The organism is Nitrospira sp. (assembly GCA_015709715.1).
GTDB lineage: Bacteria > Nitrospirota > Nitrospiria > Nitrospirales > Nitrospiraceae > Nitrospira_A.
Genome location: CP054184.1, coordinates 3,948,023 through 3,974,745 on the forward strand (window position 1 = coordinate 3,948,023; position 26,723 = coordinate 3,974,745).

The window sequence follows — 26,723 nt, forward strand, 5'->3', positions numbered from 1 at the left end:
GAAAAGAGGTTACTCTACGACCTTAAAATGTTTGGCGAAAAATTCATCGCTATTACCCGAGATGGTGCGACCTAAAAACAGATAGCGTCCTCCAGCCTCACGTCTGGCATGAGGCTTAAATATTTTTGCGGCTCTGATTCTCTGAAGCACACTCCTATGAATGCTATCGCCTGGATGAGGCCTCCGTGGAAACGTTCCCATGTTCTGAAAGAACCCAAAACCCCCATCAAAAAATTCGTCATGTAAGAGACCGCAATTGCACTCAATAAACGGATTCGCCTCATGGGCACAGCCACATTGAAGAAATCCGTTTTTCTCCTGATCAGCTAATTTGATCAACTCGTCTGTCGGCGGGAAGATGTCAAACTTCAAAAATTTGTTTAGCATCCAGTTTAATGGCGTTGTCGCAAGGCCATTGAAGTTGTCTTTTGATGTGCAGTTGTATTCTAGGGAATAGCTTCCTCCCACATCTGAATGCACCCCGGCAAACCATACCTCTTCAAGTCGACTTCCTTGTACCGCTCGTAAGGGATCAAATCGAAGGAGGCGAAAGTCGTCTCGTTGTTCATCTAGCGCTAGTGCATGGAAACCATTGTCAGCGTAAAGTTCCAATCTGTGGTCGTCTGGCTCGTCATCGCGAATCAATCCCAAGGCAGGGACTGTGTCAAAAACACCTATTGCAGTGACCTTCACTTTGTTCTTGTCCTGGTATGCGGTCATGCCGCGACGTTCCATCAAGGCCTTTAGCTCTCCTCTGATTCTCTCTTCGAATTCAGCCGTTCCATCAAAGTCCTGGTGATATACGTCATAAAGTGCGCCTATGCTGAAGTGAAGGTTTGTTGCACCAATCCACTCAAAAGTGTCATACCATTTCTTCGGGATGCTTCCTCTATCGACAAGACCTGCAAACTCGATCAGTCCATTTAGTGATCTTGCGGTAAATGCTCCACGACTAAAACCAATGATATAAATTTCATCCCCTGGCAGGTAAGCCTCGACCAAGAATCTATAGGCTTGGCGTATGTTTAAACTCGTTCCCCTTCCTCCGATTCCACCTGTCACACGGTCAATCCATTTCGCGCCTACACCCTTGTCATAATAGGGAATTATTCGTTTCCCGCTACAGGCATGTTGGACAGCGAGTCGATAAAGTTTTCTCACGTTTGTTGATGAAGATTTATCATTCCCGGTACCGTCCATGAATACCACTAACTTGCGGTGCCCATCTGAGTCAGAAATTGAATTCTTTCTAGAGTAGTGTGTATTGAAGGTGCTCCAGAACGCGCGATTTGCAACATATGTATCACTAAGCCCATCAGTGTCAGTCGCCTTAAATTCCATACATAAACTTGGAGGTTCACCTTCATTCTTAGCAAGCATGTCCTTGGGGACACAGCCTAAGAGTAGGAATATGCCGACAATCAAAAAAACCACATTCATAATTTTACCTTTGCCGTTAAAATCATCTGACCATTGCTAGTTAGGAACGGCACGATTATCAGATCTTCAATGCTAGCTACCATGCTGCCATAGGCATGGCATTTACCTGCGTCAGGGCCTAAGGCCTTTGAGGCCCACCGTTGTGAGCGATTTTAATGCAGCGCTAAATTGTGAAAAATGGAAGGAGGATACTGTTTCACGTAATTCTCGTCAAGTGAATATGTACGATTAAATACGTGCATTACCAGAACGCTAGATGACGTTTTCTTCTAATTTCCACCGGATCTCCGCACAGTTTTGTAAGCATCCAGTAAATCGCGGCTGTCATGAGGGAATGTCTGGAAGCCAGAAGTTCTCCCTTGTCCGTGTTTCCCTGATCCGGAAGCTTGCAAACCGACGCGTTGAGGATTGATCTGAGGAGAAAGCTGAGAGGGTGGTCGAATCGCTAGGAAGATCGGTGAACCGCTTGCAGCGTGCAGCGGTCTTGTTGTGAGGGACCTATGAAATTATCTTTCGAATGTCTTTGAGAAGAATGAACAGGTGTAACGGATCGCTAGGTGAGGGGAGGAAATCGAAGCGCTCATAAAACTTCCTCGCACTTTCGTCTTTCGCGTGGACTACCAGGGCGCGAATTCCCGCAATATTGGCCGCCTGAAGAGTTCGCAGGGTTGCATCTTTCAATAGTGCCGCACCGACTCCTTGTTTCTGCCAGCGGAGATCTACGGCCAGCCTAGCGAGCAGCATGATAGGAATGGAATGTTTTCCCAGTCCCTTCTTCACTCGCTCTGGAGCATGGTGTTGCTCCACAGATCCTACAGCGAGAGCGTAGTAGCCGATAACGGCGTGATTGGCCAACCCTACATAGGTTTGCGATCCTCCGCTGTGCTGGTTCTGTAGTGCGTACTTCTTGAGGAAGACATTGAGGGCTTCCTGTCCACAGTCGAATGCTTCAACCGCGTGATGCTGTTGAAGCTTCTCGATACGCCTATTCAACGTTTTGCTTTAGAGCTTGGTGCAGGGGGTGTATCGAAGAAGCCAGGCTCCGTCAATAGATGCTGCATCCGAGTGAGGGGGCGAGTGGGGGCATCAAGCGCAGCCAAGAATTCAGTCCATTTCGCTTTACTCAACTGGAACACCCGGCGATCCGCCAATGCTTCATCTGCACGAGCCAATGCACTTTCAAGAACAAATGCGCTCACTGTGCGATTAGAAACGGAGGCGGCAGCTTCCAGCGTGCGCTTGGCTGAGGAGCTGACCCGAAGGTCTAGTTTTTCAGTACGGAGTGCACGGACTGCCATAGGGCACCTCTCGATACCGTTCAAGTTAACTCAATAACCATGCCGTGTCAAGACAATGTGATGACAGTGATTCAGGGTAGTCTAATATATCCATTGTCTGCCCGCTGGATTTCTCCCTTCTTGAAATGAGATGAAATAGAGATTCAGAAGCTTATGAAACCTACCATGAGAGGTGAGTGCTATGGCTGAAGAGAAAATTTCTCATGAACTGCCTGCTCTCGCCCAGTCTTCTGAAGAGCTGAAGCCTCTTCATCAACTCTGTCGGGAAGGGCGACTCTATGAGGTAGAACAGTGGATTTCTGAAGGAAAGCCATTTCAAGCTACGCCGGCTGCAATTGCGAAGGGCTCAAGACCGAAAACGGCGTTGCAGATAGCCATCGAAACGGGGCAACACTCTCTCGTCCAGCTCCTACTGAGCAGGGGCTATCAACTCCAACTTGAGAAGTATCAGCCACTTGATCTAGCTCTGGCAGCGAGACGTTGGGATCTATTCGATCTGTTGCTTGAATGGGGAGCTGACCTGAAAAGCGTGGATGTGTATACCGTGCTCGATACCTATAACGCGGACCTGTATGAACGCTTTATGGCTGCCGGGTACGACTTAACCAAACGCCATGAAATGGCGTCGATCTTGGGTTATGGGACATCTAACCGTCCTCTCTTGGGATTTGTGAAGCGCCACCGGGAAAAAGATCCCAAGATTCAAGAGGAATTGAATCTGGCTCTTGGCTATCATGTCCGCAAGGGAAATGAGAAAGGTGTAGCCCTCTGCCTTTGGGCAGGAGCAGATGCTCACGCGCGAACTTCTGAAGTATCGGACAATCCTGATACAGAGACCGACAATGAACCCAGCGGATGGTCGGCGATAGATGAGGCAGCAAGTGAAGGGAACCTGCCCATTCTTCAGCGACTTGGTCCCGATCCTTCCCGTAACAATTTTGAGGAACTGTACCGGTATGCGGAGAACGGATCTATCATTTCCTTCCTCTCGACCATCGAGTTGCCCAAAGACATGACTTCAATCCTTAACACTCATTTCTCGTGGGCAACGATTTCCTTTCCATACAGTGGCACACGGGGGACGGGGGCAGTTGAAGCTCTTCTGGCCTGTAAAGTGCGTTGGGAGGAAACCGATCCTCAACGCCTCAGTCACATCCGGCGCTCTCTTCTAAAGATTCGTGATTATGAACTAAAGGCAATCATGACACGCCTCAAGCGACCACAGGTTTGTTCCCCTGAGACTTATCAGAAGCTTATTAGTACGCCGAGTATCCAAGCCAGACTGCTTGCTCTCGGTCTCTGGAGGAAGCCTGTCAGTGAGAAAGATCGGCGCAAGGAGGAATTGGCGATACTGTTGAGACGCTATGACCGGACGGTCTTATATGAACAGGTCTGGACGCGACCGGCGCAGCAAGTAGCGAAGTCGTACGGCGTTTCCGTGCCGAAATTTCGAAGGGTCTGTCGCGGACTTAATGTGCCAGTCCCGCCCCGTGGTTATTGGGCGCGTGTTCATAATGGCTATGCCATGAAGACGCCAGCGTTGCCTAAGCTTTAGCTCGGACACAGTTCTCAACAGTCAACGGAAACCTTAAAGGTGATACCGCTGTTGGCACGGCTGAGCATGGCTCACAGAGCAGCGTTGCAGTGTTTTTCGTTTCGTTTTGTTCATCTGAAATGAGGCAAATTTATGCATGTTTTGCTGTGAAGTGAACATGCCAGGAACACGTAGGGTGTGTATCCAGCTATTCATGGCCTGACGCTGCAGGAAGCACTGTATTTGTCATGCGAACATTTACGCGAAGCCTCCATCAAGCGGTGTTGATTCTGGTCTTGCTGCACCCGTGGTCGTCCCTTTACGCGTGGGACGCCACAGGCCATGCGATTGTAGCCATGCTGGCAGAGGAACGACTGACGCCATCAGCCCGAGCGGCTGTCACCACATTGCTAGACGGTCAGTCGATGGTCGACGTTGCCTCCTGGCCTGATCAAATTCGCAATCAGCAGACGGCGCCTTGGCATTACGTGAACATCGAGATTGATGAGACACAGTTTGAACCAGCTCGACACTGTCCGGATCGGCAATGTGTCGTTGGCCAGATCGAACGGTTTCGGGAGACGTTGGCTGATCCCTCGATCAATTCAACGAAGCGACAGAAGGCGCTCAAGTACCTGGTTCACTTTGTGGGAGATCTCCACCAGCCCCTACATGCTGGCCAGAACCATGACCGAGGCGGAAACGATGTGAAGGTTGAGTTCTTGGGGAAGACCGTGAATCCCTTCACCAAGAAACCCTGGAACCTCCATCAAGTCTGGGACAATGGATTGTTGGATCAGTACGCGACTAATGCGAAACAGGCTGTTGCGCAGATTGATCGCTATCTGACGGCGCAGAATGAAACCCAGCTGGGAAGCGGTTCGGTCGTTGAGTGGGCGATGCAGTCCCACGATCAGGCCAGAGACCATGCCTATGCGTTTGGTGAAGACCGAAAGCTCGATGAGCCCTACGTCAAACAGGCTCTTCCAATCGTAGAATCACAACTCGCTCGGGCTGGCGTAAGATTAGCCACGCTGCTCAATCACGCCCTGGAGAATGTCACGACTCATTGACCGCTATCCAACCACCCCGTCCACTCGTATAACCTCCTCACCCCTCTATGGAATAGCTGACAGTGCGGCCGAAGACCTAGAGTCACGGCATGCATACCTCGTGGTCTCAGGATGGCCTGTCGGATGTTCCTCTCTCTTGCACCCTCTGTTTGGTCCAAGAGGAAGTGATCGGAACGGGGTGGTTGTGGGAGTTCTCCTCTACGCGGGGGCTCTTCCAGAGCCCGCTCCTTGCCAGTCCTGGCATGGTGGTCAAAGTGTCCTTCCAGTTGCCTGCCAGGGCACCGATTCGACTGGACGGTCTCGTCATCTGGGCGCGTGAGTCGGAGTTTGGAATCAAGTGGCTCCCTAGCCCTCTCATCATGACCGAGAAAGGGGGTATTTATGAGACTTGGTAGCGCGTTGTTGCTCGGCATGCTCCTGGCTCTGGTGCTGGTCCTTATCTCCTGGGGGCACCCCCCTCAGCCTGGGGGCCTCCAAGGGAAACATCCCTTCAATAGTAGCCATAGTCAGCTGGAGCTGATCGAAGACCAGTCCGCGCACTGACTCAGCCTGGTCGTTTCCGCCGCCTGCCGCTACCTTCGTGGTACACCCACTGAGTAATGCGAGCTCACGCTTCGCCCGCTAAGCTTCTTCCATGCACCGCGACCGACCCAGTCAAGGAGACGGCTCAACGGAGCGATCTTCCGTATCCTGCCGTGTGGATTTTCGAGCCCTGCCTGTTACTAGCGTGATCGACCAGAGTGGGCGGCTGGACTCGCTCTGGTCGACGGGCTGTACCGTCCAGACTCCTTTGCATCTCGACTCGTCCGCCATGGTCGAGCTGCGGATCTATCTGTCGCAAGGGCAACAGCCCATCCGGATTGATCGAGCGCGGATCACTTGGAGCCATTGGACGTCCTTCAGTGTCGAGTTCGTGAGCCTCTCAGCGGAAGACCAGGGTCGATTGGAGACGTATTTAACGAGTCGTCCGAATCCTGAACGGGCCTGAGAGACGAGGTCCATGAGGAACCCCACCATCCAACAAACAGGAGATTGTGTGCACCCACGCTACAGCGAACGGAAGCCCACGACAGCCAAGGTCACCCTCTCAGCCGGACCACGAGTGGGGGAAGGACAGGTCCTCGATCTGACGGTTCCTGGGTGTCTCCTACAGACGGCCATGCCGCTTGAGCGGGGACAAGACGTGCAGCTGCTCATCTATCTCAACGAGCTCCGGCCCATGCGAATCAATCTGGGGATAGTGAGATGGGTGTCCGGGAGGACGGCTGGCATCGAATTCGTTCGGATGTCTGCCGAGGATCAGGAACGACTTCGCATAGTCATCGGTTATAAGCCACAACTGCGGCTCAGCGTCAGCTGGGGAGAAACACCGCTGTGTGTGGCCTACTGAGATGTCACCCGTGGAGAGTCGAGAGGCTGAACGACGAGTCAAAACGCTGCTCTTCTCCAGCATGGTCGGCTTGCTGGTAGGGCTGCTCATGGCCACAGTCATTGAGGCAGAGCACCCGACACCGTCGCAGGTTCCATCAGAACCTCTGTTGAAGGATCAGTCGTACGTGCCGAATGAACCGATTGACAGGAAGAAGATTCGCAAAGAGGGGAAGCATGCTCAATATTCGCCGCGTTGATCACGACGCATCGTCCACGCACTGCTGAAGAGTAACGGTTCAGCGCCGGAAACAACTCTTTCGGCGTGACTTCAGTGATGGGCTTCATGGAGGTCGAGAACCAGCCCTCCAGGCCGCACCGGCGTATCGCGACAGGCTCGTCGAGCAGCATGCTCCCCTGAGTAAGCCCGACTACTCCGCGATTCTGAAAAAGAGTAATCGTTCGGGCGTCTCAGGTCTGACGCGTGTTGACCGGTGGGAATTGTTTCGGGGGCGGCGTGTGCATCGGCTGTGTTGGGAGGTGCAATGGCCCATAGAAAATGGACGATCCCGCCATAAGAACTTTCCATCCTGAAATATGGAGAAGAGGAAGCGTATCAGTTAGCCCTGGCAGCACGAGAAACCGCCCTCCAGGGTCTCGCCTCGCAAACCTTTTCTCCTTTCGCGTGCCGACAGGGAAGGACCTAGCTCCCCAAGCACTTCTGGTCACCATCCACAAACCGTAATACATTCAAGTAAAAGCCGCTGCTGGAGCAGATTTGCTTCGAGTTTGATGGCCAGATTTGTTCATGCCTCTTCAGGTGTAATCGGGTCTCTTTTGCTGTAGAGATGACACTCTATTGACATCAGCATTTTGGGTCCGATGAAGCATCAGCCTTCTAAGCCTTTCCAACTCTTCGACGCAAACCATTACTGCGACTGCTAAACATGACTCGCAGAACCGCTTTGCAGTTTTTTATTTCGTTTTGAATTATCAATCTGTTACATGGTGCTTAGTCAGCTATAACAAACCCCCAACCGGGTGTTCGTAGACGTTTGAACGTACTCGATCTCAAGAGGGAGCCAGCATGTCGCGTCTTCCGTTTGACGAACGAGGACGACCGGGCGGTATAGCTCACAGACAAGATTGCATGGCTATTCTCGAAATGCTATATCGAAGCGCTTGGATTATCGGCTCTCCTTGACTTGAGCTATCTTTCTGCTGGCGGGATATTTCTATGAATGGCTATTTTCTCGGAACTGGTCTCATGGCCCTAGGGGCCATCCTTTTTTTTGTGGGGCGATTACACGTTAAACGAGACTCCGTCCGGGCGAGCGGTGGTTCTGTCGCAATTGGTGGCAATAACACGGGCTCTATCACTACGACAAACATAAATCAACGAGACAAACCCCACTCAAACGGACATTTGATCACGATGGTAGCTATATTCGTTGAGATTGCTGGCATAGCCGTAACCATTTGGCACGCCATGCATTTGGCTGGAAAATGAAAGGTTCAGAGGTATCTTCATCCGATGGCAGCACAGCCATAGGAGGCGATAACCAGGCTCCCATAGTCAATGTAAATGCGGGCGACGGCTCTATAGTAAGCGTAAAAGTTGAACAACTTGTCACGCGAGAATTGCCATCCTTCCTCGCTGCCGTCATCGCTCTCTTTTCCAAGGAAAGCCTCTCTCAATATGGTCTTGGGCCGCGGCGAGCCCTTCCACCTGAAATTATCGAAAAAATAAAATTTAACGATCTTCCTCAAGACCATAGGGTACTTGTTGATTACCGCCGTCACGGGCAAATTTTAGAAAAGGCGTATCATGGAGTCGAACAGCAAAACGCTGATGCGCGCTATCTTGTGCGTAGAAAGACCAGAGTAGCATATGAGCAACAATTGACTATCGCTTGTGCTTCCGCGTCGATACCAGTAGCGCAAAAAGAGGCGTTCGCGATTAAGAGTGCTACATCGTTGCTGGATGCGGTCATAGGTCAGTTACTTAAAGATTACATCTGCTCCACTGCCGTTCTGGTGGAGCAAGAGACCGCTCATTTGGCTGTATCATTAATTGTCGCAGATGCAGTTGTGGAGTGTGAGGTTCTTGAGAGGCCGCATGATGTTATTACCCCGTGAACAGAGTCCGTGGAATTGCGGATATTTTTTAGGCGCAATTGCTCTGAAGGCTCTAAATCAGTCCCCTGGCGGTAAAGCGGACTTGACGGATTTACAGCACCGCATGTCTACGCTTATGAGCAGGTCCATTTCACCAAGGCAAGTGGTCATAGCTGCGTCTTGGCTATATTTGATTGATTCGATAGAGCTTGATGATGATGGGATGATTCGAAAATGTATTTAGTTAGCTTGATCATCATGCAGGGCGGAACAGTCGTCAGAGACCTACGCTTTAAGCCGGGGCTAAACCTTATTCTCGACAAACCTACCGATCAGTCTATCCACTCGGGAAACAATGTAGGCAAGACGACTGTCCTACGCTTGGTAGATTTCTGTCTTGGTTCCGAAGGGGATGATATTTGGCAAGACCCTGAATTCAAGAATAATATCAACCAAGATGTTTACGACTATCTGCATGGCATCGAGCCAGTTTCAATTACGCTAATTGTAAAGAGAACCGGTGGTGGAACTTACCGATTAACCCGCCTCTTTCAATCTAAGCACCGAACCGAGCCTCTGTTTCTCATAGAGGACACGGTTTCCAGGAACATCACGGAATACCGAAGCGCAGTAAGGAAATTACTGTTCAGTTCCGACGGCGGGAAACCATCGCTCAGGCAGCTGGTTCCCAAGTTTATCCGGTCTTCTCAATCGTTAATGAGCAAAACACTCAAATTTCTCGGTGATTTTGGTAGTGAGGTGGATTACGAAGCATTGCATCTTTTTCTGTTTGGATTCTTGGAAGTCGATGTTCTGGAGCTGCGGCCTCATCTGACGAGAACGAAAAAGAAACTTGCCAGGGATTTGGAGGCACTAAGCCGTTGGCGCAAGCAGGGAGAGATCGAGCAACTTTTGATCCATTTGCGGCGTGAAATTGAGGCCATTAGTCTTTCCGGCGAGTTGCGAGGAGAAGTCCCTGAAATTGCGTCCCACGCCAATGAAGTGACGGCGATTAGGGCCAAGGCCGCCAACGTGGCCGGAATGCTTGGAAGGTTAGAGAGCGAGATAGCTGCTATCCAAATGACAATAGGTGAGTTAGAAAGTGAATATTCGGACATCGATCGTTACGCTATCGAGGCAATCTATCGAGAGGCGAACAGGTATATCCCAGAGCTCCATCATGACTGGAATGATCTCAAGGATTTTGTGCAGAACCTTCGAGGCAGGAAGCAAAGATTTCTGCAGAATCAAATAACGATATTGCAGGCGAAGGCCGACATTGTGAAGCGAGAATTGGAAACGCTGCAAGAAAGAGAGAGTTCTGAAATTAATACACTTTTTGAGTCACGCGCGTTTAACCATGCGCTCGAAATGCGTGCCGACCTCCAAGAAAAACTGAAAAGGCTGGGTAGTCTAGAGCAGGATTTGCAGGACATGCGGGATCTCAAAGCGAAAATTGTGGAGACGGAGGCTCAATTAAAGACAACGAAAGACCAGATAGAGGAGGGAAAAGCTCTGCTTCATGATAGGGTCGGGATTTTTAATAAATACTTTTCTGGGTTATCGAAAGCTCTATACGGTGAAGAGTATCTCCTACATTTCGACGAGACGGATAAGGGCTCGCTTTCGTTCCAATTGACTTCCGTTGGGTCAAATGTCGGTGCGGGGAAGAAGGTGTCGCAAACGGCTGCATTCGACCTAGCTTATATAAAATTCTTGGAAGAGTCCGGTATCCCATTCCCTAGGTTCGTTTGCCATGACGGAGTTGAAAGTATTCACGGGAATCAACTAGCCGCTCTCTTGACAACAGGAAATCAAGTTGATGGTCAGCTGATCATAGCCACCCTACGTGACAAGCTACCGGTCATGCCCAAAGGCTTCGTTAAAGAGAACACAATACTAGAACTGTCGCAGGACGATAGATTGTTCCGTATCTAAGACCTTTCTACATTTCTAAGTGCCTCGTCACTTCCCAAAAAGGAAATTTGCTTGGTGCTATGGGAGCCTGGTCGAAACTAAAGAAGCTACCTCTTTGTTGTAGTGCGTATTGAGATGGGGAAGAATGAACGCTGTTGAGATCGAAGAAGCGATCTCGGCTCTTGCCGAGCAGACATTCGACCCCCTCGAATTTCCCTTCGCCTTTCTGCAGGCTTTTGGAAACAAGGAAACGACCCTCAAGCGTCTTCGTAAGGGCGAGTCTAATAAATCTGACCTTGGCGGAGTCCTTCAAACGAACAACGTACATATCGCGGTTTCCGCGCCGGGCGAAGTCACGGAGACTTTAGCCTTGTTGAAGGCTAGTCCGGCTACTGCGCGCGCCAGGGCCAAATTCGTCCTGGCAACTGATGGGGAGACCTTCGAGGCGGAAGACTTATCAACCCGCGAGGTGGTCGCTTGCGCCTACCAAGATTTCCCTGACCATTTTGGTTTCTTCCTCCCACTGGCCGGTATCACGACTGTCCAGCAGGTGAGGGAAAGTTCGTTTGACATCAGGGCGACGAGCCGCCTGAACCGGCTTTATGTTGAGCTGTTGAAGGACAACCCGGAATGGGGCACAGAGAAGCGGCGCCCCGACATGAATCACTTCATGGCGCGGTTGATTTTCTGTTTCTTCGCCGAGGACACCGATATCTTCCCTCGGGGAGGTTCCGGCAAACCGCTGTTTACATCGACGATTGAGTCGATGAGCGCGCGGGATTCGTCCAACACGCATGAGGTGATCCAAAAGATTTTCCTGGCGCTGAATCTTAAGAGCACCGATCAAGAAGCTGCTGGTGTTCCCCGATGGGCCGACACGTTCCCCTATGTGAACGGTGGTCTGTTCTCGGGAAGCCTCGAGGTGCCGCGTTTCAGCAAGATTGCGCGCTCCTATCTACTGCATATCGGCAGTCTCGACTGGACGAAAATCAACCCGGATATCTTCGGCTCAATGATCCAGGCTGTTGCCGAGGACGAAGAGCGAGGTGCGCTGGGGATGCACTACACCAGCGTTCCGAACATTTTGAAAGTTTTGAATCCGCTCTTTCTAGATGACCTGCGCGCGAGGCTTGAAGAAGCGGGAGACAACTTGCGCAAACTTTTAAATCTGCGCAACCGCATGGCGAGGATCAGGATCTTCGACCCCGCCTGCGGTAGCGGTAACTTCCTAGTAATCGCCTACAAGGAAATGCGTGCGATAGAGGCCGAGATCAATAAACGTCGGGGGGAAAGCAATCGCGTATCAGAGATACCAAAGACGAATTTCCGTGGCATAGAATTGCGTCACTTCCCAACTGAAATCGCCCGCCTCGCACTTATCATTGCCGAGTATCAGTGCGATGTTCTCTACCGTGGACAGAAGTTAGCACTGGCAGAGTTCCTGCCGCTGGAAAAAGAGAATTGGATAACTTGGGGCAACGCCTTGCGGCTAGATTGGTTCAGTATTTGCCCGCCGACTGGAACAGGAGTGAAGCTTCTTTCTGACGACTTATTCAGCACACCGCTCGATCAGACGCAAATTGATTTCGAGAACGAGGGGGGAGAAACGTACATTTGCGGTAATCCACCCTACCTCGGCTCCAAATGGCAGAGCGATGAACAAAAAAATGAATTGAAGGCGATATTCCAGCATCGCACGAAAGCTTGGAAGTCTCTCGACTATGTCGCAGGCTGGTTTATGAAAGCTGCTGATTACGGCACTCAGACGAATGCAGTCGCGGGTTTGGTATCTACCAATTCAATTTGTCAGGGACAGCAGGTGCCAATCTTATGGCCACTAATCTTTGACACGGAGCATGAGATTGCTTTCGCACACACCTCCTTCAAATGGGCCAATTTGGCGAGTCACAATGCTGGCGTCACCGTAGCCATTATTGGCATTGCTCGTGGAATTAAAGGTGCGCGTCGACTGTTTTCTCTCAATGACGATGGAGTTCTGATTGAGCGCAGTGTGCCGTACATAAACGCATACCTTGTTTCAGGACCTAATTCACTCGTCGAACAAACTCGGGCGCCGGTTTCTTCGGTGTCGCAGATGCTGTTTGGTAATATGCCGCGGGACGGGGGGAACTTTACGCTTAGCCGGACTCAGCGGGATGTCGTCTTGCGACAGTACCCAGAACTTAGCCGATTCATTCGGCCCTATTTGGGGTCCGAGGAAATGATCCAAGGTAAATCGAGGTGGTGTTTATGGATTCAGGATGAAGAAGCTGATTTTGCCCGCCAGCACCCTTGGCTACGGCAAGTGCTTGAAAGGATCACCCTTTTCCGCTTAGCAAGCGATGCCGGTTCGACTCGGGACTTTGCCGCGCGTCCACATCGCTTCGTCCAGATTGCCGGCACAGCGAAACGTCACGCACTCGTGGTCGCGAAAGTGTCATCGGAACGCAGGCCATACGTCCCGGTCACTCTATTGCCTGGTGAAGCAATTGCCAGCGACCTATTGTTCGCCCTCTACGACGCCCCGCTCTGGAACATGGCTCTCATAGCATCGCGTCTGCACCTTGTGTGGATTGCAACCGTCTGCGGCAAACTGAAAACGGACTTCCGCTATTCAAATACTCTTGGCTGGAACACGTTTCCTGTTCCAACGTTGACCGATAAGAATAAGGATGATCTGACGCGTTGCGCTGAGGACATCCTAATAGTGCGAGAACATCATTTTCCCGCGACCATTGCCGAGCTATACGACCCCGACAATATGCCTCCCGATCTGCGCTTTGTCCATGACCGCAATGACGAAGTGCTAGAACGCATCTATGTGGGCCGCCGTTTTAAGAACGACACCGAGCGTCTCGAAAAGCTGTTCGCGCTTTACGACAAGAATAGGTCGGGGAAATGAAGCCGTTTGTTCAAATACAAAAGCAGCACTCAACACTTGTGCATTGGCAGCAAATCCTTACCGGGAATAACCTTCGGTCCTTCGCTGCATTTGCCTATGTCACCGACTCCGGAGTTGCTCAAGTCGCCACTCAACTCTACACCGCCTTGGGTCCATCAAGAGAATGTCGGTGGCTTTTCGGTATTGATTATGGGCGTAGCCATCCGACCGCCCTTCGCAAATTAACGACGATAGGAAAGAGCACAATTCGAATTCATGACGGCGAGTATGTGGCCCAAACCAAAGCCTTCATACCTCGGACAAGCTTCCACATGAAGACGGCCCTCACTTTTGAAAAATCTGGTGATCCATGCAGACAGATCGTAGGCTCAGGAAACCTCTCTGCCTCCGGGCTGTTATCGGGCATTGAGGCCGGATGTGTCATAGATTATTCCAAGGTCAATCGCGAGGATGCTGAAGCCTGTATCGGTAGGTTGGAGGAGATCTGGGAGACATCGACCCCTCTCGAAGCCATCATCGACGACTACGAGAAGCTATACGAGGAAATAATCCAACCAAAGATTTGCGTCCCCAAATCGAAAGCACTTTCGGTGGACACCGAGCTATTTTGGATAGACGTGGGATATGTTACCAAGAATCGGGGTACGGACAGACCGGGTAACCAATTCGACCTTCCAAGGGGTGCGCATGTTTATCTTGGTTTGAAGCAGGCAAAGAATCCTGAGTTAAATAGTGTTTTAGGAGACCTCAATATTAGGACGCTAGCCGGTACTGTTGTGGGGCGCCGTTTGCGCTACGGCAATAATGCAATGGAGAAACTATCCTTACCCATTCCTGAGCTAAACGGATACGAGTGTTACGACGGAAAGATCTTGACGTTTCAGGTAAGAGATGGAGAGGTATTGCTTGATGCTCTCGAGCATGACGACTTTTTCCAAATATATGGGAAGCGAATTAGTTCTTGCAGCGAAATGCAAAGTGGACGGAGATATGGGACAGTATCTCTGCCTTAGTATGTCAAGATGATCCACAATAGGACATACAGGACTTTCCATGGCTGAAATCCCCAACGTCCCCTCCGTCTCCGTCACCTATTCCAGAAATGGGAGCGCGACTAACGCCAATCCGCTTGGTATGCGGCCTATGCAGGAACGCGCCTATGAGCGGCGAGGAGAGCAGTATCTTCTCATCAAGTCGCCGCCGGCCTCGGGAAAAAGCCGCGCGCTCATGTTCATTGCGCTCGACAAGCTACAGAATCAGGGCGTCAAGCGTGCCATCATCGTCGTGCCTGAGCGGTCCATCGGTGCCAGTTTTCATGACGAGCCTTTGACCAGGTATGGGTTCTGGGCAGACTGGAAGGTCGAAGCCAAATGGAACCTGTGCGACGCGCCAGGCGGCGACAATGGAGGCAAGGTGAATGCCGTCGGCACCTTCCTAGAGAGCGATAACCGCGTGCTCATCTGCACCCATGCGACCTTTCGCTTCGCCGTCGATAAGTTCGGGATTGAGAAGTTCGACGATTGCCTGATTGCGGTGGACGAGTTTCATCACGTTTCAGCAGACGACGATAACAAACTTGGTCGTCACCTTGGCCAACTCATTGCCCGGGACAAGACACATATTGTTGCAATGACAGGTTCGTATTTCCGTGGCGATGCCGAGGCCGTGTTGGCTCCACATGACGAGGCGAAGTTCAATTCCGTCACCTATACCTATTATGAGCAGCTCAATGGCTATGAGTACCTCAAGCAGCTCGACATTGGCTATTTCTTCTATTCGGGCTCTTATACCGACGACATTCTCCAGGTGTTGAACCCTGCGGAAAAGACGATAATTCACATTCCGAGCGTCAATTCACGCGAAAGCACGAAGGACAAGATTAAGGAAGTCGAACACATTATCGAAGAATTGGGCGAATGGCAGGGCAGCGACCCTATGACTGGTTTTCAGCTAGTCAAGACAGCGACGGGTCGCATTCTCAGGATTGCTGATTTGGTTGACGACGACGCGGCCAAGCGTGACCGCGTATCCGCAGCCCTGAAGGATCCGGCGCAAAAGAACAACCGTGACTATGTGGACATCATCATTGCTTTGGGCATGGCCAAGGAAGGGTTCGACTGGATTTGGTGCGAACATGCATTGACCATCGGCTATCGGGCGAGCCTGACCGAAATTGTCCAAATCATCGGTCGCGCCACCCGCGACGCGCCGGGAAAGACTCGTGCGCGTTTCACCAATCTGATCGCCGAACCTGATGCGTCGGCGGAGGCTGTCACCGAAGCTGTGAACGATACGCTCAAGGCCATTGCGGCGAGTCTTCTCATGGAGCAGGTCCTTGCGCCGCGCTTTGAGTTCAAGCCGAAGAATTCGAATAGTGGGCCTACGCCGGGCTTCAACTATGGCGAAGCCGGCTATGACCCGAATAAATGCAATGTAGGGGTGAACGAGGAGACGGGACACTATCAGATCGAGATAAAAGGGCTGGTCGAACCAAAGAGCGCAGAAGCCGTGCGTATTTGCCGCGAGGATTTGAACGAGGTTATCGCGGCTTTCGTTCAGGACAAGACCGCCATCGAACGCGGCTTGTTCGACGAAGAGCTCGTACCTGAAGAACTGACCCAGGTCCGCATGGGGAAGATCATCAAGGACAAATACCCTGAACTGAATGAGGAAGATCGGGAAGCGGTGCGTCAGCACGCAATCGCCGCGCTGAATCTCACCCAGCAGGCCAAGCAGACTGTGCTTGGCGGGGCGAAGGGCGAGGGGCAGCAGAGCAGTAATACCGCTTTGATCGACGGTATTCGCAAGCTTGCCATGGATGTACGCGAACTCGACATCGACCTGATCGACCGGATCAATCCCTTCGGGGAAGCCTATGCGATCCTCGCCAAGAGTATGAGCGAGGATAGTCTGAAGCAGGTTCAGGCGGCCATCTCAGCCAAGCGTGTCAATCTCTCCATTGAGGAGGCGAGGGACCTTGCGAAACGTGCATTGAGGTTCAAGCAGGAACGAGGACGTCTACCCTCCATTACGTCACCCGATGCGTGGGAAAAGCGCATGGCCGAAGGTGTGGCGTACCTTGCACGTATGAAGGCGGAGGCATCGCGTGGCTGAGTTCACCGACGAAGACGACGCTCTCCTTGAGGAGCTTGGTGTCGAGATTGAGACGAAGGCGACGGGCGGCCGTACGCGCCGCGAAGAGCGCATCATCGCCGGCTTCGAAGAAGTACAGCGATTCCTTGACGAACATGGGCGCACGCCGCAGCACGGGGAAGATCGTGACATTTTCGAACGTCTGTACGCTGTGCGCCTAGATCGCCTGCGTGCACTGGAAGAGTGCCGGTCACTGCTTGAACCCCTGGACCGGCAGGGGCTTCTCAAAGACGGGAAGCTCGAACCTGCCAAAGCGGATGCCGATGAAATGGACGACGATGCGCTTCTTGCCGAACTCGGCGTCGATTGTACGCAGGATGACATCGCCGAACTCCGGCATGTCCGTTCCGCCGCTGAGAAACGCGCGGCGGAAGAAATCGCCAACCGCACCAAGTGCGAGGACTTCGAGGAGTTCAGGTCGATGTTCGAGGAGATTAAGAAAGACCTCGCCGCGAGCATCCGACGCACCCGCCCGTTCGAGACCATGGACCAGATACAAAAGGGTCAGTGGTTCATCGTCGGCGGTCAGGTCGCCTATGTGGCGGAAGTCGGAGAGGAGTTTGTAACACAATACGGACGCCGCGACAGTCGCCTTCGGGTCATCTATGACAACGGCACTGAGAGCGATGTTCTCCTGCGCTCGCTCCAGCGAGCTCTGCACCGGGACGGCGCTGGACGGGTCATTTCCAATCCTGATGCGGGACCACTTTTCTCCAGCGAAATCGAAGAGAGCGACCTGGGGAGCGGCACGATCTATGTGCTGCGAAGCAAATCCGAGAATCCCGCCATCGCCGCGCACCGAGACATTTTGCACAAGATCGGCGTGACTGGCGGGAATGTTGATCGCCGCATCGACAACGCGAAGCTCGATCCAACGTTTCTATTGGCGGACGTGGAAGTCGTCGCCACCTACAAGCTTTCGAATATCAACCGGACGAAGCTTGAGAATCTCATCCACCGCATCTTCGATCCAGTGCGGCTAAACATCGAGATTAAGGACCGCTTCGGAAATCCCGTGGTGCCACGCGAATGGTTCCTCGTGCCGCTATTCGTGATCGACGAGGCTGTGAGCCGCATCAAGGATGGAACAATTACAGACCACCAGTATGATCCCGGAACTGCTTCGCTCAGGCGGTTAACTAACTAGTCCCACCTTCGGACCGACTAACACATGCTCCCCACGCAGTAGGGGCTTATGTACCTAGTTTTTGGTTTTTTGGCCCTAGTACGACTTTTTGCGTCAAGAGGCCGAAATTTCGCTCGCGACTGTCGGCACATTATGCTCACTTCACTCCCATTCGCCCTATAACAGTCTCATCGCTGCTTCCAGGCGAAAAGTTCAATCATAGCCACCAGCGCGCTATTTGGTCATCCCATACTTTCAGATCCCTCCTCTGACAATATTTTTGCATAGTTCTCATCCACGGCTCTTCGTGGTCTGAAGAACACCTTGGGTGGGCTGACGTAGTGTCCCTTAGTGTCCCTTATTGTCCCCTAGTGTCCCCGAACGGGCCTCTTTCACCACCGCACGCCGATGCGTATGGTTCAGCCATACCTCGTGCGTCGTAACGAAAAGGAGACGTGATGGAACAAACCTGGTTAACCGTCGATGAGTTGGCCGCCGTCCTCAAAGTCAGTTCAAAGTCAATCCGTCGAGCTTACCGCAAGGGCGAGATTCCCGTGGATCGATTCTGCCGGTTTGTGCGCTTCGACCTGGAACGGGTGAAGGAAGCGCTGAAGGCCAAGGGGCACAGTCTGACGTTTGTCGGCTCTACGAGGAAGGATGGACAGCGCAGCGCGACCGGCGGCGCCAGCCGGCGGCGCGCGCAGCGGGCCCGCCCCCGACTTGGTAAGACGGGGGCGTCTATCGCACAGAAGCCAAGGGGGAAGAAATGACGGGTTCTGGAGGGTTCACGCAGACCATCGATTGGCTCGCCTTCACGCTGCCCAAAGCGGAGGTCGCTGACGTGATCACGCTGATTGGGGGCGACTGGTTCCAGAGTGAGACCGGCTTTCGCGGCTATCCCGTGGCTCAGCTTATGACAGAAGGCAAAACGGGCGTCGGAAAACTGGGGACGGGTGCTCCTCGCAACCCGAAGGAAGTGCATGTGGATCTCTCGGCTGGAATTGTGTCCCAGTGGGACGAGACCAAGGTGAAAGCGGTTCTCGCCTGGATCTTTGCCCAGAAGGGCCATGTGACCCGCATCGATGTGGCCTTGGACGACCGGGAGGCCTCTGTCGCAGTCGAGACCGTCCGCCTGGCTGTGGAGGCCGGACAAGTGGTCAGCCGGTCCAAGCAGTTCAAAGTCATTCAAGCCTCGAATCATCGTGAGGGCGTTCGGACCGGAGAGACGCTCTACTTCGGCAGTCGCGAGAGTCAAACCATGCTGCGGGTCTACGACAAACGTCTTGAGCTCCAGGCCAGAGGCCGCGAAGACGCAGCATTGTACGGCGTCCGATGGGAACTAGAATTCAAACAGGATCGGGCCCAAGCCTGTGCCAAAGCACTCCTCACGCTCGATCCCGAAGATTGGCGAGCCTTTTTGGTTGGCGTGCTGCGTTCCTATGTCGATTTCCGCGAGACGACACGAGAGGCCGAGTCCTATGAGAAGTATCGCGCACCGTTGGTGGGGTGGTGGAAAGCGCTTACCGAAGGCTTCATGCGCTGTCGGCTCGTGGTCGAACGCATTCAACAGCGGCTGGATGATGTCGTCGCGTGGTTCGCCCACGCCCTCAGCCCCATGCTCGCCGTGGTCGTGGCCTGTCGCGGTGATCAGTTTTTGACGGAGATGATTTATGCGGGCACGAAACGATGGAACCAGAAGCACTATGCCCTGTTGAAGCAGCGAAAGAGAGGCACCCCCTATGTCCTTACGCTTTCATAACGGTGCCTGGCGCCGTGGCTGTCCAGGGTGCGGGGCGCATGGCGCACCGTGCAAATGGGTAAATGGCGCCTTGTGTGTGAGCTGTACGGAATGCGATTTGGAATTTGTGTTCGAAACGAAATCCCGGCCTGAAGGCCGGGGCGCATGGGTCAGGCGCTTGGCTGACCCGATTCAACACGCAGCGGAAGGAGAGGACGACGATGCAAGTCAAAGCGGAAGGAGCCGTGCAGGGGTATGTCGAGCGGAGGAGTCGGGAGGGCAAGGTTTACAGATCGGTGGATTTCTATGTGAAGGGCAAAGATCCGGGGATTCTGCGGTTGGGTATCCCGGAGGATCAGATGCCGTTGATTGATGCCTGCAAGCAGGCCGAAGGCAAGCAGGCGCGCGCCTCCATCGAAGTGCGGAAGTTCGAACAGACAGGTCGGGTGTTCTTCGATCTCTCGGCCTTGGAAGTGCTCAAGTAACGGCAGCGGGAGGAAGGCCGGTGGATCTCACGATGATCTTGGTCGCGGTCCTGTTACTGGCCTTCCTCACCGGCCTCGGAGTCGGACGATTGTGAAACTCCTGTCTCTCATGACGTATCTCGGGTTTGTCTGGGCCCTCTTCGTCTCATTCTGTCTTGCGCCGGGCGAATCCTTAGGCCAGACAACGACGCAGTATTCGAGGGTCGTCGCCCAAGCCGAACGGATTGCCTATCTGGCCGCCCAACGGTCGGCCCTGGCCTCCCAAGTCGCCGCAGCGGCCCTGGCCCCTTCTGCCACCTCATTGGCCGTTCGCATGGTGGCTGGTCCGGTTGGATGGGCGGCCCTCGGGGTCAGCGCGGGCCTGGTGTTAGCTCAAATGTACTATTCGCAGCCGGATCTGGCCGCCATCAAACAGGCGGCGTCCCCACCGACGGGAAACTGGACCTATTCCTATAACGGACAGACCTACACCATTCCGAATCACAACATCGCGGGCAGTCCGACGCCCGCAGCGAACTGTCCTGGCGGGCTCATGTTCGGCTATCTGGGCAGTCCGACGCCGGGCATGACCTCCGCCGGGCCCACGAACTGGTGGTGTCCGCCTTCGCCAGCGCAACAAACCACCGGCACGCCCACGGCATCAGACGTTCAGCAGTACCTGCTGGCGCAATCGCCCACCGACCCGAATGCCATCGAACAACATACGAGCCCGGTTGGCACGACTGGCACGACGCAGCCGGCGGACAACACGGTTTCGCAACCGGTCAGTCCGACCGAGATGCCAACGACGGTGAAGCCGAAGCCCGTGCCAGCCGGGGATATCGTGGTGGTGGACAATGTCCCACCGCCGGCAAGTACCCCGCAGCAGAACACGCAGCAGCAGACCACGACCACGACGACGACCACGACGCAGAATCCGGACGGCTCGACAACAGAGCAAGAAGAGACCCAAGCGACTACGTCCTGCACGGTCGGCGCGCATGAAAGCCGGACCTTCGGGACGGTCCTCCAGGAACATCAGACCCGCTGGGGCACGAGTGGCCTGCTCGGCACGCTGAACCTGCTCAAGTCCCTCACCTGGCCTTCGAGCTTGCCGGTGATTGCGCTGCCGTCAGCTTTCTTTGGCAGTCAGCAGGTCGATTTCAATCAATGGGCCTGGTTCTTCACCGTGCTCCGAACACTCGTCATTGCGACGGCGTCGATTGCCGCGTACCGCATCATTTTTGTCGGTGGAGGCCAGACGACATGACGGCGATTCTGACGCTCATCTATTGCTGGCTGCAGGAATTCTTCTTTTCGCTCACCGATTGGGGACTCGGCATCTGGGATTCCCTGCTCTCCGTGGCGGACAGCACGCTCGCTGCCATCGGGACGGCAGGGCTTAGCCTGCCGGTGATTCCCGATCAGTATGCGTGGGTGCTGGGCGCGACGGGCATGAGTCAGGCGCTGGCCATCGTGGCGAGCGCCATGGGGACGCGGTTCATTCTGCAAACCATTCCATTCGTCCGGTGGGGTTCATGAACCACCTCGTGATCGGGTGGGCCTATGCATGGACCGTGGTCTTGGCCCTGTGGATCTGGGTGTATCTCAGGAGTCTCCGATGATCGAACTGTATGAGGGCGTGCCGGGCTCGGGCAAATCCTATCACGCGATCTGCGAGAAGTTCCTGCCGTGGGTCAAACAAGGCCGGCGGCTCTATATCGCCGTCGATGGGATCTATCTGGATCGGTTGTCATTGTTCACGGGCATCGATATCGAAGTCCTCGAACAACAGATCACGATCTGGAAAGACTCGGTTGAAGTCCTGCAGGCCTTTCCCCATGTCGAGCCCGGTTCTGCCGTGATTATCGATGAGGCGCAAACCGTGTTCCGGTCGATGCAGAAAGTTGAACCAGGGTTGCTACGCTGGCTTGAAACCCACCGACATCATGGCGTGGACATTCTGCTCATGAGCCAAGACTTCCGCCAGATGTCGCAAGGTGTCACCCGATTGATCGAAGCGACCGTGAAGTTCCGCAAGCTAAGCTTTGTGGGGCTCTCGAAGAAGTATCAGGGCAAGGTGCGCGGGAACCCCGAAGACAACGAAGTCATCCGGGCCTTCGTCGGAACCTACTCACCGGCGATCTACGCCTACTATTCGAGTTATGCCTCGGCGGCAATCCGAGAAGAAAAACGTAGCCATACCGTCTTCAAGTCGGCACGGGTGGCGATTGGCATCGCCGCTGGACTCTTTGCCATTGGTCTCATGTTCTGGCGGCCCTGGTCGTCGTTGAGTGCTAGCAAGCCAGGGGCTGCCGCTGGATCAACTCCTACCTCAACCACGACCATCGGGGCACCAGCGTCCGGCTCGGGCAGTCTGCTCAATCCATTGGGGATGTCTCCCTCAACACCAGCGATTCCACCACCTCCAAAGCGAACCGTCCGAATCCTCGGAGGGGCCGGAATGAGTCAGAACCGTCAAGGGTGGCGGTATCTCCTGGATAGCGGCGAGATCCTGACGGCGGCACAAATTACCGGTCGGTATGGAGTGTCCGTGTCGGAGGTCTATGAAGAAGGATCAATGCGACTCATCGGTGAAGGAGTGTTGTATGGACCTGCCGGCGATTGAAACGATGACCTATTTCACGGCGATCTTTTGGCTCGGCGGCTTCGCCGTGGGCCTGATTATCAAACTGATTCTGCCTCAGAGCCACTGAGGCGCTCGACCGTCGGCGAGTGTTCCGGCGGCGTGGGTGGGCGTGACCACCACCAGCACAAGGAGGTGCCGTATGAAGGGTTGGAGTTGGGTGAAAGGGCTCGGGGGCCTGCTCATGGCGCTCGTGTTTGCCTTGGGCGTCCCGGACCTGTCGTTTGCGCAGTTGTTTCCGGTGTCGGCGGATGTGGCCACGGTGCGGGCCGATCTGCTCTTGTGGGCCACGGCCTTGATTGGCGTGGCGCTGGCGATCTACGCCTTTAAGCGCGTTCGCGCAATTGTGGGCTGAGAGAGCCCATCGAGGCAGGCTGGCAGCAGCCTGCCTCTTTTCTCGCATCACAGGACAGCATGAGCAGTGTGACGACAAAGGAGCTTGATGATGACGGCGCAACAGATTCAAACCATCGGCAATGCGTTGGCTGCCGACCTGGTGGCCTGGGGGACGGCGGCGATTGGACTCGCCTTAGTGGCCGCAGGCGCGGCCTGGGTGTTGCGGCTCTTGCGCTAAGCGCCGGGCCAGCCCTGGTCGGCGAAGCTGTAGTAGCGTTCTTCGACGAGGATGAGATGGTCCAACAGCGGAATGCCGAACAGATCGGCCGCCTCGCGCAGCCGTTTGGTCAGCACGCGATCTTCCGGGCTGGGTGTGCTATCGCCAGAGGGGTGATTATGCGCGCAGAGCCAGGCGCCGGCATTCATCAGGATCAGGGGCTTGAAGACTTCGCGGGGATGCACAATGGCCAAGGTCAGTGAACCAGTGGAGACCACGTTGATCCCGATGAGTCCATGCTTCGCATCCAGGCCACAGATCAGGAACTGTTCCCGATCCAACCCAGCGAACAGCGGCCGGAGAATCGCAGCAGCGCCTTCCGACGTATGCACCGATTCCGCAGCTGGAATGGCACGGCCCTCGCGCACGAGGGTCACACGGTACCGAGGCACTCCGTAGCGCGATTTCGGGCTCAGTGGCCGTTCACCGCTCGAGGAACCGAGAGAACTATCAACGGACATGTCCGCCTCCTTCTGAAATTATGTTCTAGCCCCACCCTTCACAAACCAAGGGTGGGGCGTAACGAAGGAGGCGGCAGGGGGCTCTCGCAGCGGGCAGGCCTGGAGGGGCGGAGACCTGCACGGAGGGGACCGGGAAGGCCTGTCCCGCTGCTCCCCAGCCACGGGTCGCACGCGTAGGAGGCTTACTCTTTGACTCAAGCCGGGGGACACGCGGGCGCATTAATGGGGGAATGGGGGTGTCGTGAGACTCCCCCGGTTAGATCACATAAGCTGAGAGTCAAAATGCTTCGGCTTCATTGTGTGCTTAGATAGGAGAAGGTATGACGCTTCTTACCATCGAAGAAGCTGCTCAATTTTTGCGGTTAACTAAGCGGACTCTGTATCAACGTGCTGATATTCCACGTGTTCGCTATTGTCACCGGTTGATGTTCGTAAAGGAAGACTTGGAAAAGTGGATTCGAATGCGCTCCGAGGGACAGGAGGTGAACAGCGACAAGCACGAGGATCTGTCTCCTGCGCCAGTTGACGCCGGTCCATCCAACGTCTACCATCGGAATCCACTTTTTGTATTGTCTCGTCATAGGTAACGCCATGAACATTCGGCGCATCCTAACTTCTGGGAAGACTCGTTCGGTTCTCACATATTGGTATCGAGGTGTTCGTTATAGGCCTGTCCTTGGATACAACCTTTCCATTGACCAGGAACGCGAAGCTGCCCTTCAAGTTATCACCGCCATACATGCGAATACGGCGCAACCGGTACGTATATCCGCTCAAACAACTCACTTCGCTGACCAGTCGGACACCACCTTTTCGGCCTTCATTCCAATCTACCTGCAGTATTTGAATGCGAAGCGGCCAACAAACGACGGCCGAAATGAACTCATTCTGACGAAGCACATCATTCCTTATTTCGGAGAGAAAAGACTGGCCGAGATTCGCCTTGAGGACGGATTAGCCTATTTGGAGAAACGTCGTTCGGATCTTACCGGCCCCATTGATAACCTTCGACCAGTTGCGGCAGGAACGATCGAACGAGAATGTGCAGTGTTAATGGCGGTGCTGAATCTGGCCGTGGATATGGATCGGCTCGATAAGAATCGGCTCAAACGTCTTCCTGTGCCTGAGTACGTGAAACGTGAGCGCGTGCTGGAAGGATGGGAACTATTGAAGCTTAAGGCCGCTGCCTCGCCACAAGTATGGCGTCTCATCATGGCGGCGCTTCAGATTGGATTGCGCGAGAACAAGCTCATTGAGACCCATGAAGAATGGTTGATGCAGCGGGCAGACGGTTGGTGGATGGCGCCGGCGCCGGGTCGAACGAAGATCAAGGGAGTTCCGAAAACAATTCCCCTTAATGGCTTGGCTTGCGAAGCACTGTTCGGAGGGCTATCACGGATTGGGGGACGATTCTTCGGCCAATGGAAGAATGGTAACTCATTCAAACATAGTTGGATGAGAACGTGTGAGCGGGCAGGGCTTCATGACCTTCACTTCCACGACCTCCGACACACGTTTACGACTTGGTTGACCCAATGTGGAGTGGATTATGCTGTGATTCAGACGCTGAAGGGTGAGCCACTTCCTGGTTCAGCGAAGTATTACATTCACAACTGGGACGGGCGATTGCGCGAAGCTGTGACTCGGTTGGAATCGTTCACCGAGACTCTTTTGAAGGCCGAAAACGCCTATGAGGTGCCACTTACTGCCACTCAGGTGCCACCATCCTACGTAGAACAATCTCTAAGTGCGCGATTTGTGGTGCCGAGGGACAGAATCGAACTGTCGACACCAGCCTTTTCAGGGCTGTGCTCTACCAACTGAGCTACCTCGGCGCTTCGGTGAGAATTCGGGGCGGGGAATCTTCTCTACAGGAACCCTCGTCAAAAATCAACTCTGGGTCATCAAGGTGGCGGAGAGGGCGGGATTTGAACCCGCGACAAGGCTTTTGGCCCTGTGACGGTTTAGCAAACCGTTGCCTTCGGCCACTCGGCCACCTCTCCGCAATAATCGCTGGCTTTCACTGCTTCTTGTTCTAGGCTCGTTGCTGAGCGGGTCGTTTTCCTTTGAAGAAGGCGGATCATACCCCAGAGCACTGAATCCACTCAAGTGATTCCTTGAAGGAATTTCTAGTCATGGAAGGGCGCGCGAGGAATTAAATGCGTTGGGCGATGCCAGCCTGGTCGCCAATTACCGAATAAATTCCCTGAGAATATCTCGGAGTGTGGTTGGCCAGAGGGTATGAGGGCCTAGGAGATGACCAACAGGTGAGGCATGGGCAAGTCGAACTCCCGGTGGAGTGCTGGAGGAGGGGTGTGGGGCTGTCGTGCCTTGTTGTGCCATGCTTAAATGGAGGGGGTCGAGGGTTGCCGGTCGAATGACTCCGCTCGCCACGAGCATGCGGAGAGCTTGTGATTTTTGTCCAGCCAGATTATGCGTTCGTTTCCGAGCTGTGGTCATGCAGCCTCCTAGTGTGATCATATGTGGCAAGAACGGACCGGTGATCCCTACATCCAGAGAATGCGTCCAAGATCTTCGTCCAAGTCTTTCGTCCGTAGGCACTGGCAGCAGCGAGCGAAGAGTGTTTCGGTGCAGATGGGACTCTGGCATCGCAAAACGAGCTGATACTTTTGCCCCCCGCAGAAGGGGCAGGCCTTCCCTTCCAGTTCTCTACGGACTGTCCCAATCTTACCGACCTGTTTGGGCATAGCGACACCTCCATGCAAGGTCCAAGAAGGCCGTTTCTTGAAATGTAAAGTATCGGATGAAGTGTGCGGTGCGTTGGCATTCCCAACGATACTCGGGGCGGAGAAGGTTGGAAATACCATGGAGGGGGGAGGAGACGGTTCGATGGTGTAATCTAACCGGCTC

The 26,723-nt window shown here is 53.9% G+C and carries 24 protein-coding genes, 2 tRNA genes and 1 pseudogene; 20 read left to right on the forward strand and 7 right to left on the reverse strand.

The window, feature by feature from the left end; genetic code table 11:
- Positions 1 to 9 precede the first annotated feature (9 nt).
- From HRU82_18790 to HRU82_18800, 3 genes are all read right to left on the reverse strand, one after another.
- Positions 10 to 1,440, reverse strand: coding sequence for a DUF2235 domain-containing protein (locus tag HRU82_18790; GenBank protein QOJ36870.1), 1,431 nt, complete (start codon positions 1,438 to 1,440; stop codon positions 10 to 12).
- A gap of 498 nt (positions 1,441 to 1,938) precedes the next feature.
- On the reverse strand, positions 1,939 to 2,433 hold the full coding sequence (locus HRU82_18795) for a GNAT family N-acetyltransferase (GenBank protein ID QOJ36871.1): 495 nt from the start codon (positions 2,431 to 2,433) through the stop codon (positions 1,939 to 1,941).
- Positions 2,430 to 2,738 carry a DUF1778 domain-containing protein gene (locus tag HRU82_18800; GenBank protein ID QOJ36872.1) on the reverse strand — a complete coding sequence of 103 codons (309 nt, stop codon included), beginning with the start codon at positions 2,736 to 2,738 and terminating at the stop codon, positions 2,430 to 2,432. The genes HRU82_18795 and HRU82_18800 overlap by 4 nt, the downstream gene beginning before the upstream one ends.
- 181 nt (positions 2,739 to 2,919) lie before the next feature.
- On the opposite strand from HRU82_18800, the gene HRU82_18805 reads away from it, so the two are divergent.
- From HRU82_18805 to HRU82_18825, 5 genes are all read left to right on the forward strand, one after another.
- Entirely contained in the window at positions 2,920 to 4,293 is a 1,374-nt protein-coding gene (locus HRU82_18805) for an ankyrin repeat domain-containing protein (protein QOJ36873.1), read from the forward strand.
- A gap of 227 nt (positions 4,294 to 4,520) precedes the next feature.
- Positions 4,521 to 5,345, forward strand: coding sequence for a S1/P1 nuclease (locus tag HRU82_18810; protein ID QOJ36874.1), 825 nt, complete (start codon positions 4,521 to 4,523; stop codon positions 5,343 to 5,345).
- Between the two features lie 381 nt (positions 5,346 to 5,726).
- The gene (locus HRU82_18815) at positions 5,727 to 5,888 is read left to right on the forward strand and encodes a hypothetical protein (protein QOJ36875.1); all 162 of its coding nucleotides are present in this window, start codon (positions 5,727 to 5,729) and stop codon (positions 5,886 to 5,888) included.
- A gap of 184 nt (positions 5,889 to 6,072) precedes the next feature.
- On the forward strand, positions 6,073 to 6,333 hold the full coding sequence (locus HRU82_18820) for a hypothetical protein (GenBank protein ID QOJ36876.1): 261 nt from the start codon (positions 6,073 to 6,075) through the stop codon (positions 6,331 to 6,333).
- Between the two features lie 48 nt (positions 6,334 to 6,381).
- Positions 6,382 to 6,735 carry a PilZ domain-containing protein gene (locus HRU82_18825; GenBank protein ID QOJ36877.1) on the forward strand — a complete coding sequence of 118 codons (354 nt, stop codon included), beginning with the start codon at positions 6,382 to 6,384 and terminating at the stop codon, positions 6,733 to 6,735.
- A gap of 98 nt (positions 6,736 to 6,833) precedes the next feature.
- Here the strand turns inward: HRU82_18825 and HRU82_18830 are convergent, their stop codons facing one another.
- On the reverse strand, positions 6,834 to 7,124 hold the full coding sequence (locus HRU82_18830) for a hypothetical protein (protein QOJ36878.1): 291 nt from the start codon (positions 7,122 to 7,124) through the stop codon (positions 6,834 to 6,836).
- A gap of 1,068 nt (positions 7,125 to 8,192) precedes the next feature.
- On the opposite strand from HRU82_18830, the gene HRU82_18835 reads away from it, so the two are divergent.
- From HRU82_18835 to HRU82_18895, 13 genes are all read left to right on the forward strand, one after another.
- Positions 8,193 to 8,852 (forward strand): hypothetical protein, encoded by a 660-nt coding sequence (locus tag HRU82_18835; protein QOJ36879.1) that lies wholly within the window; start codon positions 8,193 to 8,195, stop codon positions 8,850 to 8,852.
- A gap of 237 nt (positions 8,853 to 9,089) precedes the next feature.
- Complete coding sequence (locus HRU82_18840; protein ID QOJ36880.1) at positions 9,090 to 10,769, forward strand: DUF2326 domain-containing protein; 1,680 nt, start codon at positions 9,090 to 9,092, stop codon at positions 10,767 to 10,769.
- 124 nt (positions 10,770 to 10,893) lie between these two features.
- Positions 10,894 to 13,650, forward strand: coding sequence for a class I SAM-dependent DNA methyltransferase (locus HRU82_18845; GenBank protein QOJ36881.1), 2,757 nt, complete (start codon positions 10,894 to 10,896; stop codon positions 13,648 to 13,650).
- 311 nt (positions 13,651 to 13,961) lie between these two features.
- Positions 13,962 to 14,663 carry a hypothetical protein gene (locus tag HRU82_18850; protein QOJ36882.1) on the forward strand — a complete coding sequence of 234 codons (702 nt, stop codon included), beginning with the start codon at positions 13,962 to 13,964 and terminating at the stop codon, positions 14,661 to 14,663.
- A 40-nt stretch (positions 14,664 to 14,703) separates the two neighbouring features.
- Positions 14,704 to 16,764, forward strand: a complete 2,061-nt coding sequence (locus tag HRU82_18855) for a DEAD/DEAH box helicase (protein ID QOJ36883.1) — start codon at positions 14,704 to 14,706, stop codon at positions 16,762 to 16,764.
- Positions 16,757 to 17,950, forward strand: coding sequence for a GIY-YIG nuclease family protein (locus HRU82_18860; protein QOJ36884.1), 1,194 nt, complete (start codon positions 16,757 to 16,759; stop codon positions 17,948 to 17,950). The genes HRU82_18855 and HRU82_18860 overlap by 8 nt, the downstream gene beginning before the upstream one ends.
- 437 nt (positions 17,951 to 18,387) lie before the next feature.
- On the forward strand, positions 18,388 to 18,699 hold the full coding sequence (locus HRU82_18865; protein QOJ36885.1) for a helix-turn-helix domain-containing protein: 312 nt from the start codon (positions 18,388 to 18,390) through the stop codon (positions 18,697 to 18,699).
- The gene (locus tag HRU82_18870; GenBank protein ID QOJ36886.1) at positions 18,696 to 19,688 is read left to right on the forward strand and encodes a replication initiation factor domain-containing protein; all 993 of its coding nucleotides are present in this window, start codon (positions 18,696 to 18,698) and stop codon (positions 19,686 to 19,688) included. Before HRU82_18865 ends, HRU82_18870 begins: the two co-directional genes overlap by 4 nt.
- A gap of 200 nt (positions 19,689 to 19,888) precedes the next feature.
- Positions 19,889 to 20,152: a hypothetical protein gene (locus HRU82_18875; protein ID QOJ36887.1), complete on the forward strand. Its 264-nt coding sequence runs from the start codon at positions 19,889 to 19,891 to the stop codon at positions 20,150 to 20,152.
- 91 nt (positions 20,153 to 20,243) lie between these two features.
- Positions 20,244 to 21,401 (forward strand): hypothetical protein, encoded by a 1,158-nt coding sequence (locus HRU82_18880; protein QOJ36888.1) that lies wholly within the window; start codon positions 20,244 to 20,246, stop codon positions 21,399 to 21,401.
- Entirely contained in the window at positions 21,398 to 21,673 is a 276-nt protein-coding gene (locus HRU82_18885) for a DUF2523 domain-containing protein (GenBank protein QOJ36889.1), read from the forward strand. Before HRU82_18880 ends, HRU82_18885 begins: the two co-directional genes overlap by 4 nt.
- Before the next feature lie 79 nt (positions 21,674 to 21,752).
- Positions 21,753 to 22,760, forward strand: a complete 1,008-nt coding sequence (locus HRU82_18890) for a hypothetical protein (GenBank protein ID QOJ36890.1) — start codon at positions 21,753 to 21,755, stop codon at positions 22,758 to 22,760.
- A 160-nt stretch (positions 22,761 to 22,920) separates the two neighbouring features.
- Complete coding sequence (locus HRU82_18895) at positions 22,921 to 23,133, forward strand: hypothetical protein (protein ID QOJ36891.1); 213 nt, start codon at positions 22,921 to 22,923, stop codon at positions 23,131 to 23,133.
- 215 nt (positions 23,134 to 23,348) lie between these two features.
- Here the strand turns inward: HRU82_18895 and HRU82_18900 are convergent, their stop codons facing one another.
- The gene (locus HRU82_18900; protein QOJ36892.1) at positions 23,349 to 23,852 is read right to left on the reverse strand and encodes a JAB domain-containing protein; all 504 of its coding nucleotides are present in this window, start codon (positions 23,850 to 23,852) and stop codon (positions 23,349 to 23,351) included.
- 320 nt (positions 23,853 to 24,172) lie between these two features.
- On the opposite strand from HRU82_18900, the gene HRU82_18905 reads away from it, so the two are divergent.
- Together HRU82_18905 and HRU82_18910 are read left to right on the forward strand one after the other, a co-directional pair.
- On the forward strand, positions 24,173 to 24,439 hold the full coding sequence (locus HRU82_18905; protein QOJ36893.1) for a helix-turn-helix domain-containing protein: 267 nt from the start codon (positions 24,173 to 24,175) through the stop codon (positions 24,437 to 24,439).
- 4 nt (positions 24,440 to 24,443) lie between these two features.
- Positions 24,444 to 25,466, forward strand: a pseudogene (locus HRU82_18910) (tyrosine-type recombinase/integrase).
- Positions 25,467 to 25,611: 145 nt separating this feature from the next.
- Here HRU82_18910 and HRU82_18915 read toward each other — a convergent pair.
- Positions 25,612 to 25,687, reverse strand: a tRNA-Phe gene (locus HRU82_18915).
- 75 nt (positions 25,688 to 25,762) lie between these two features.
- Positions 25,763 to 25,855 (reverse strand) — tRNA-Ser (locus HRU82_18920).
- Between the last annotated feature and the right edge of the window lie 868 nt (positions 25,856 to 26,723).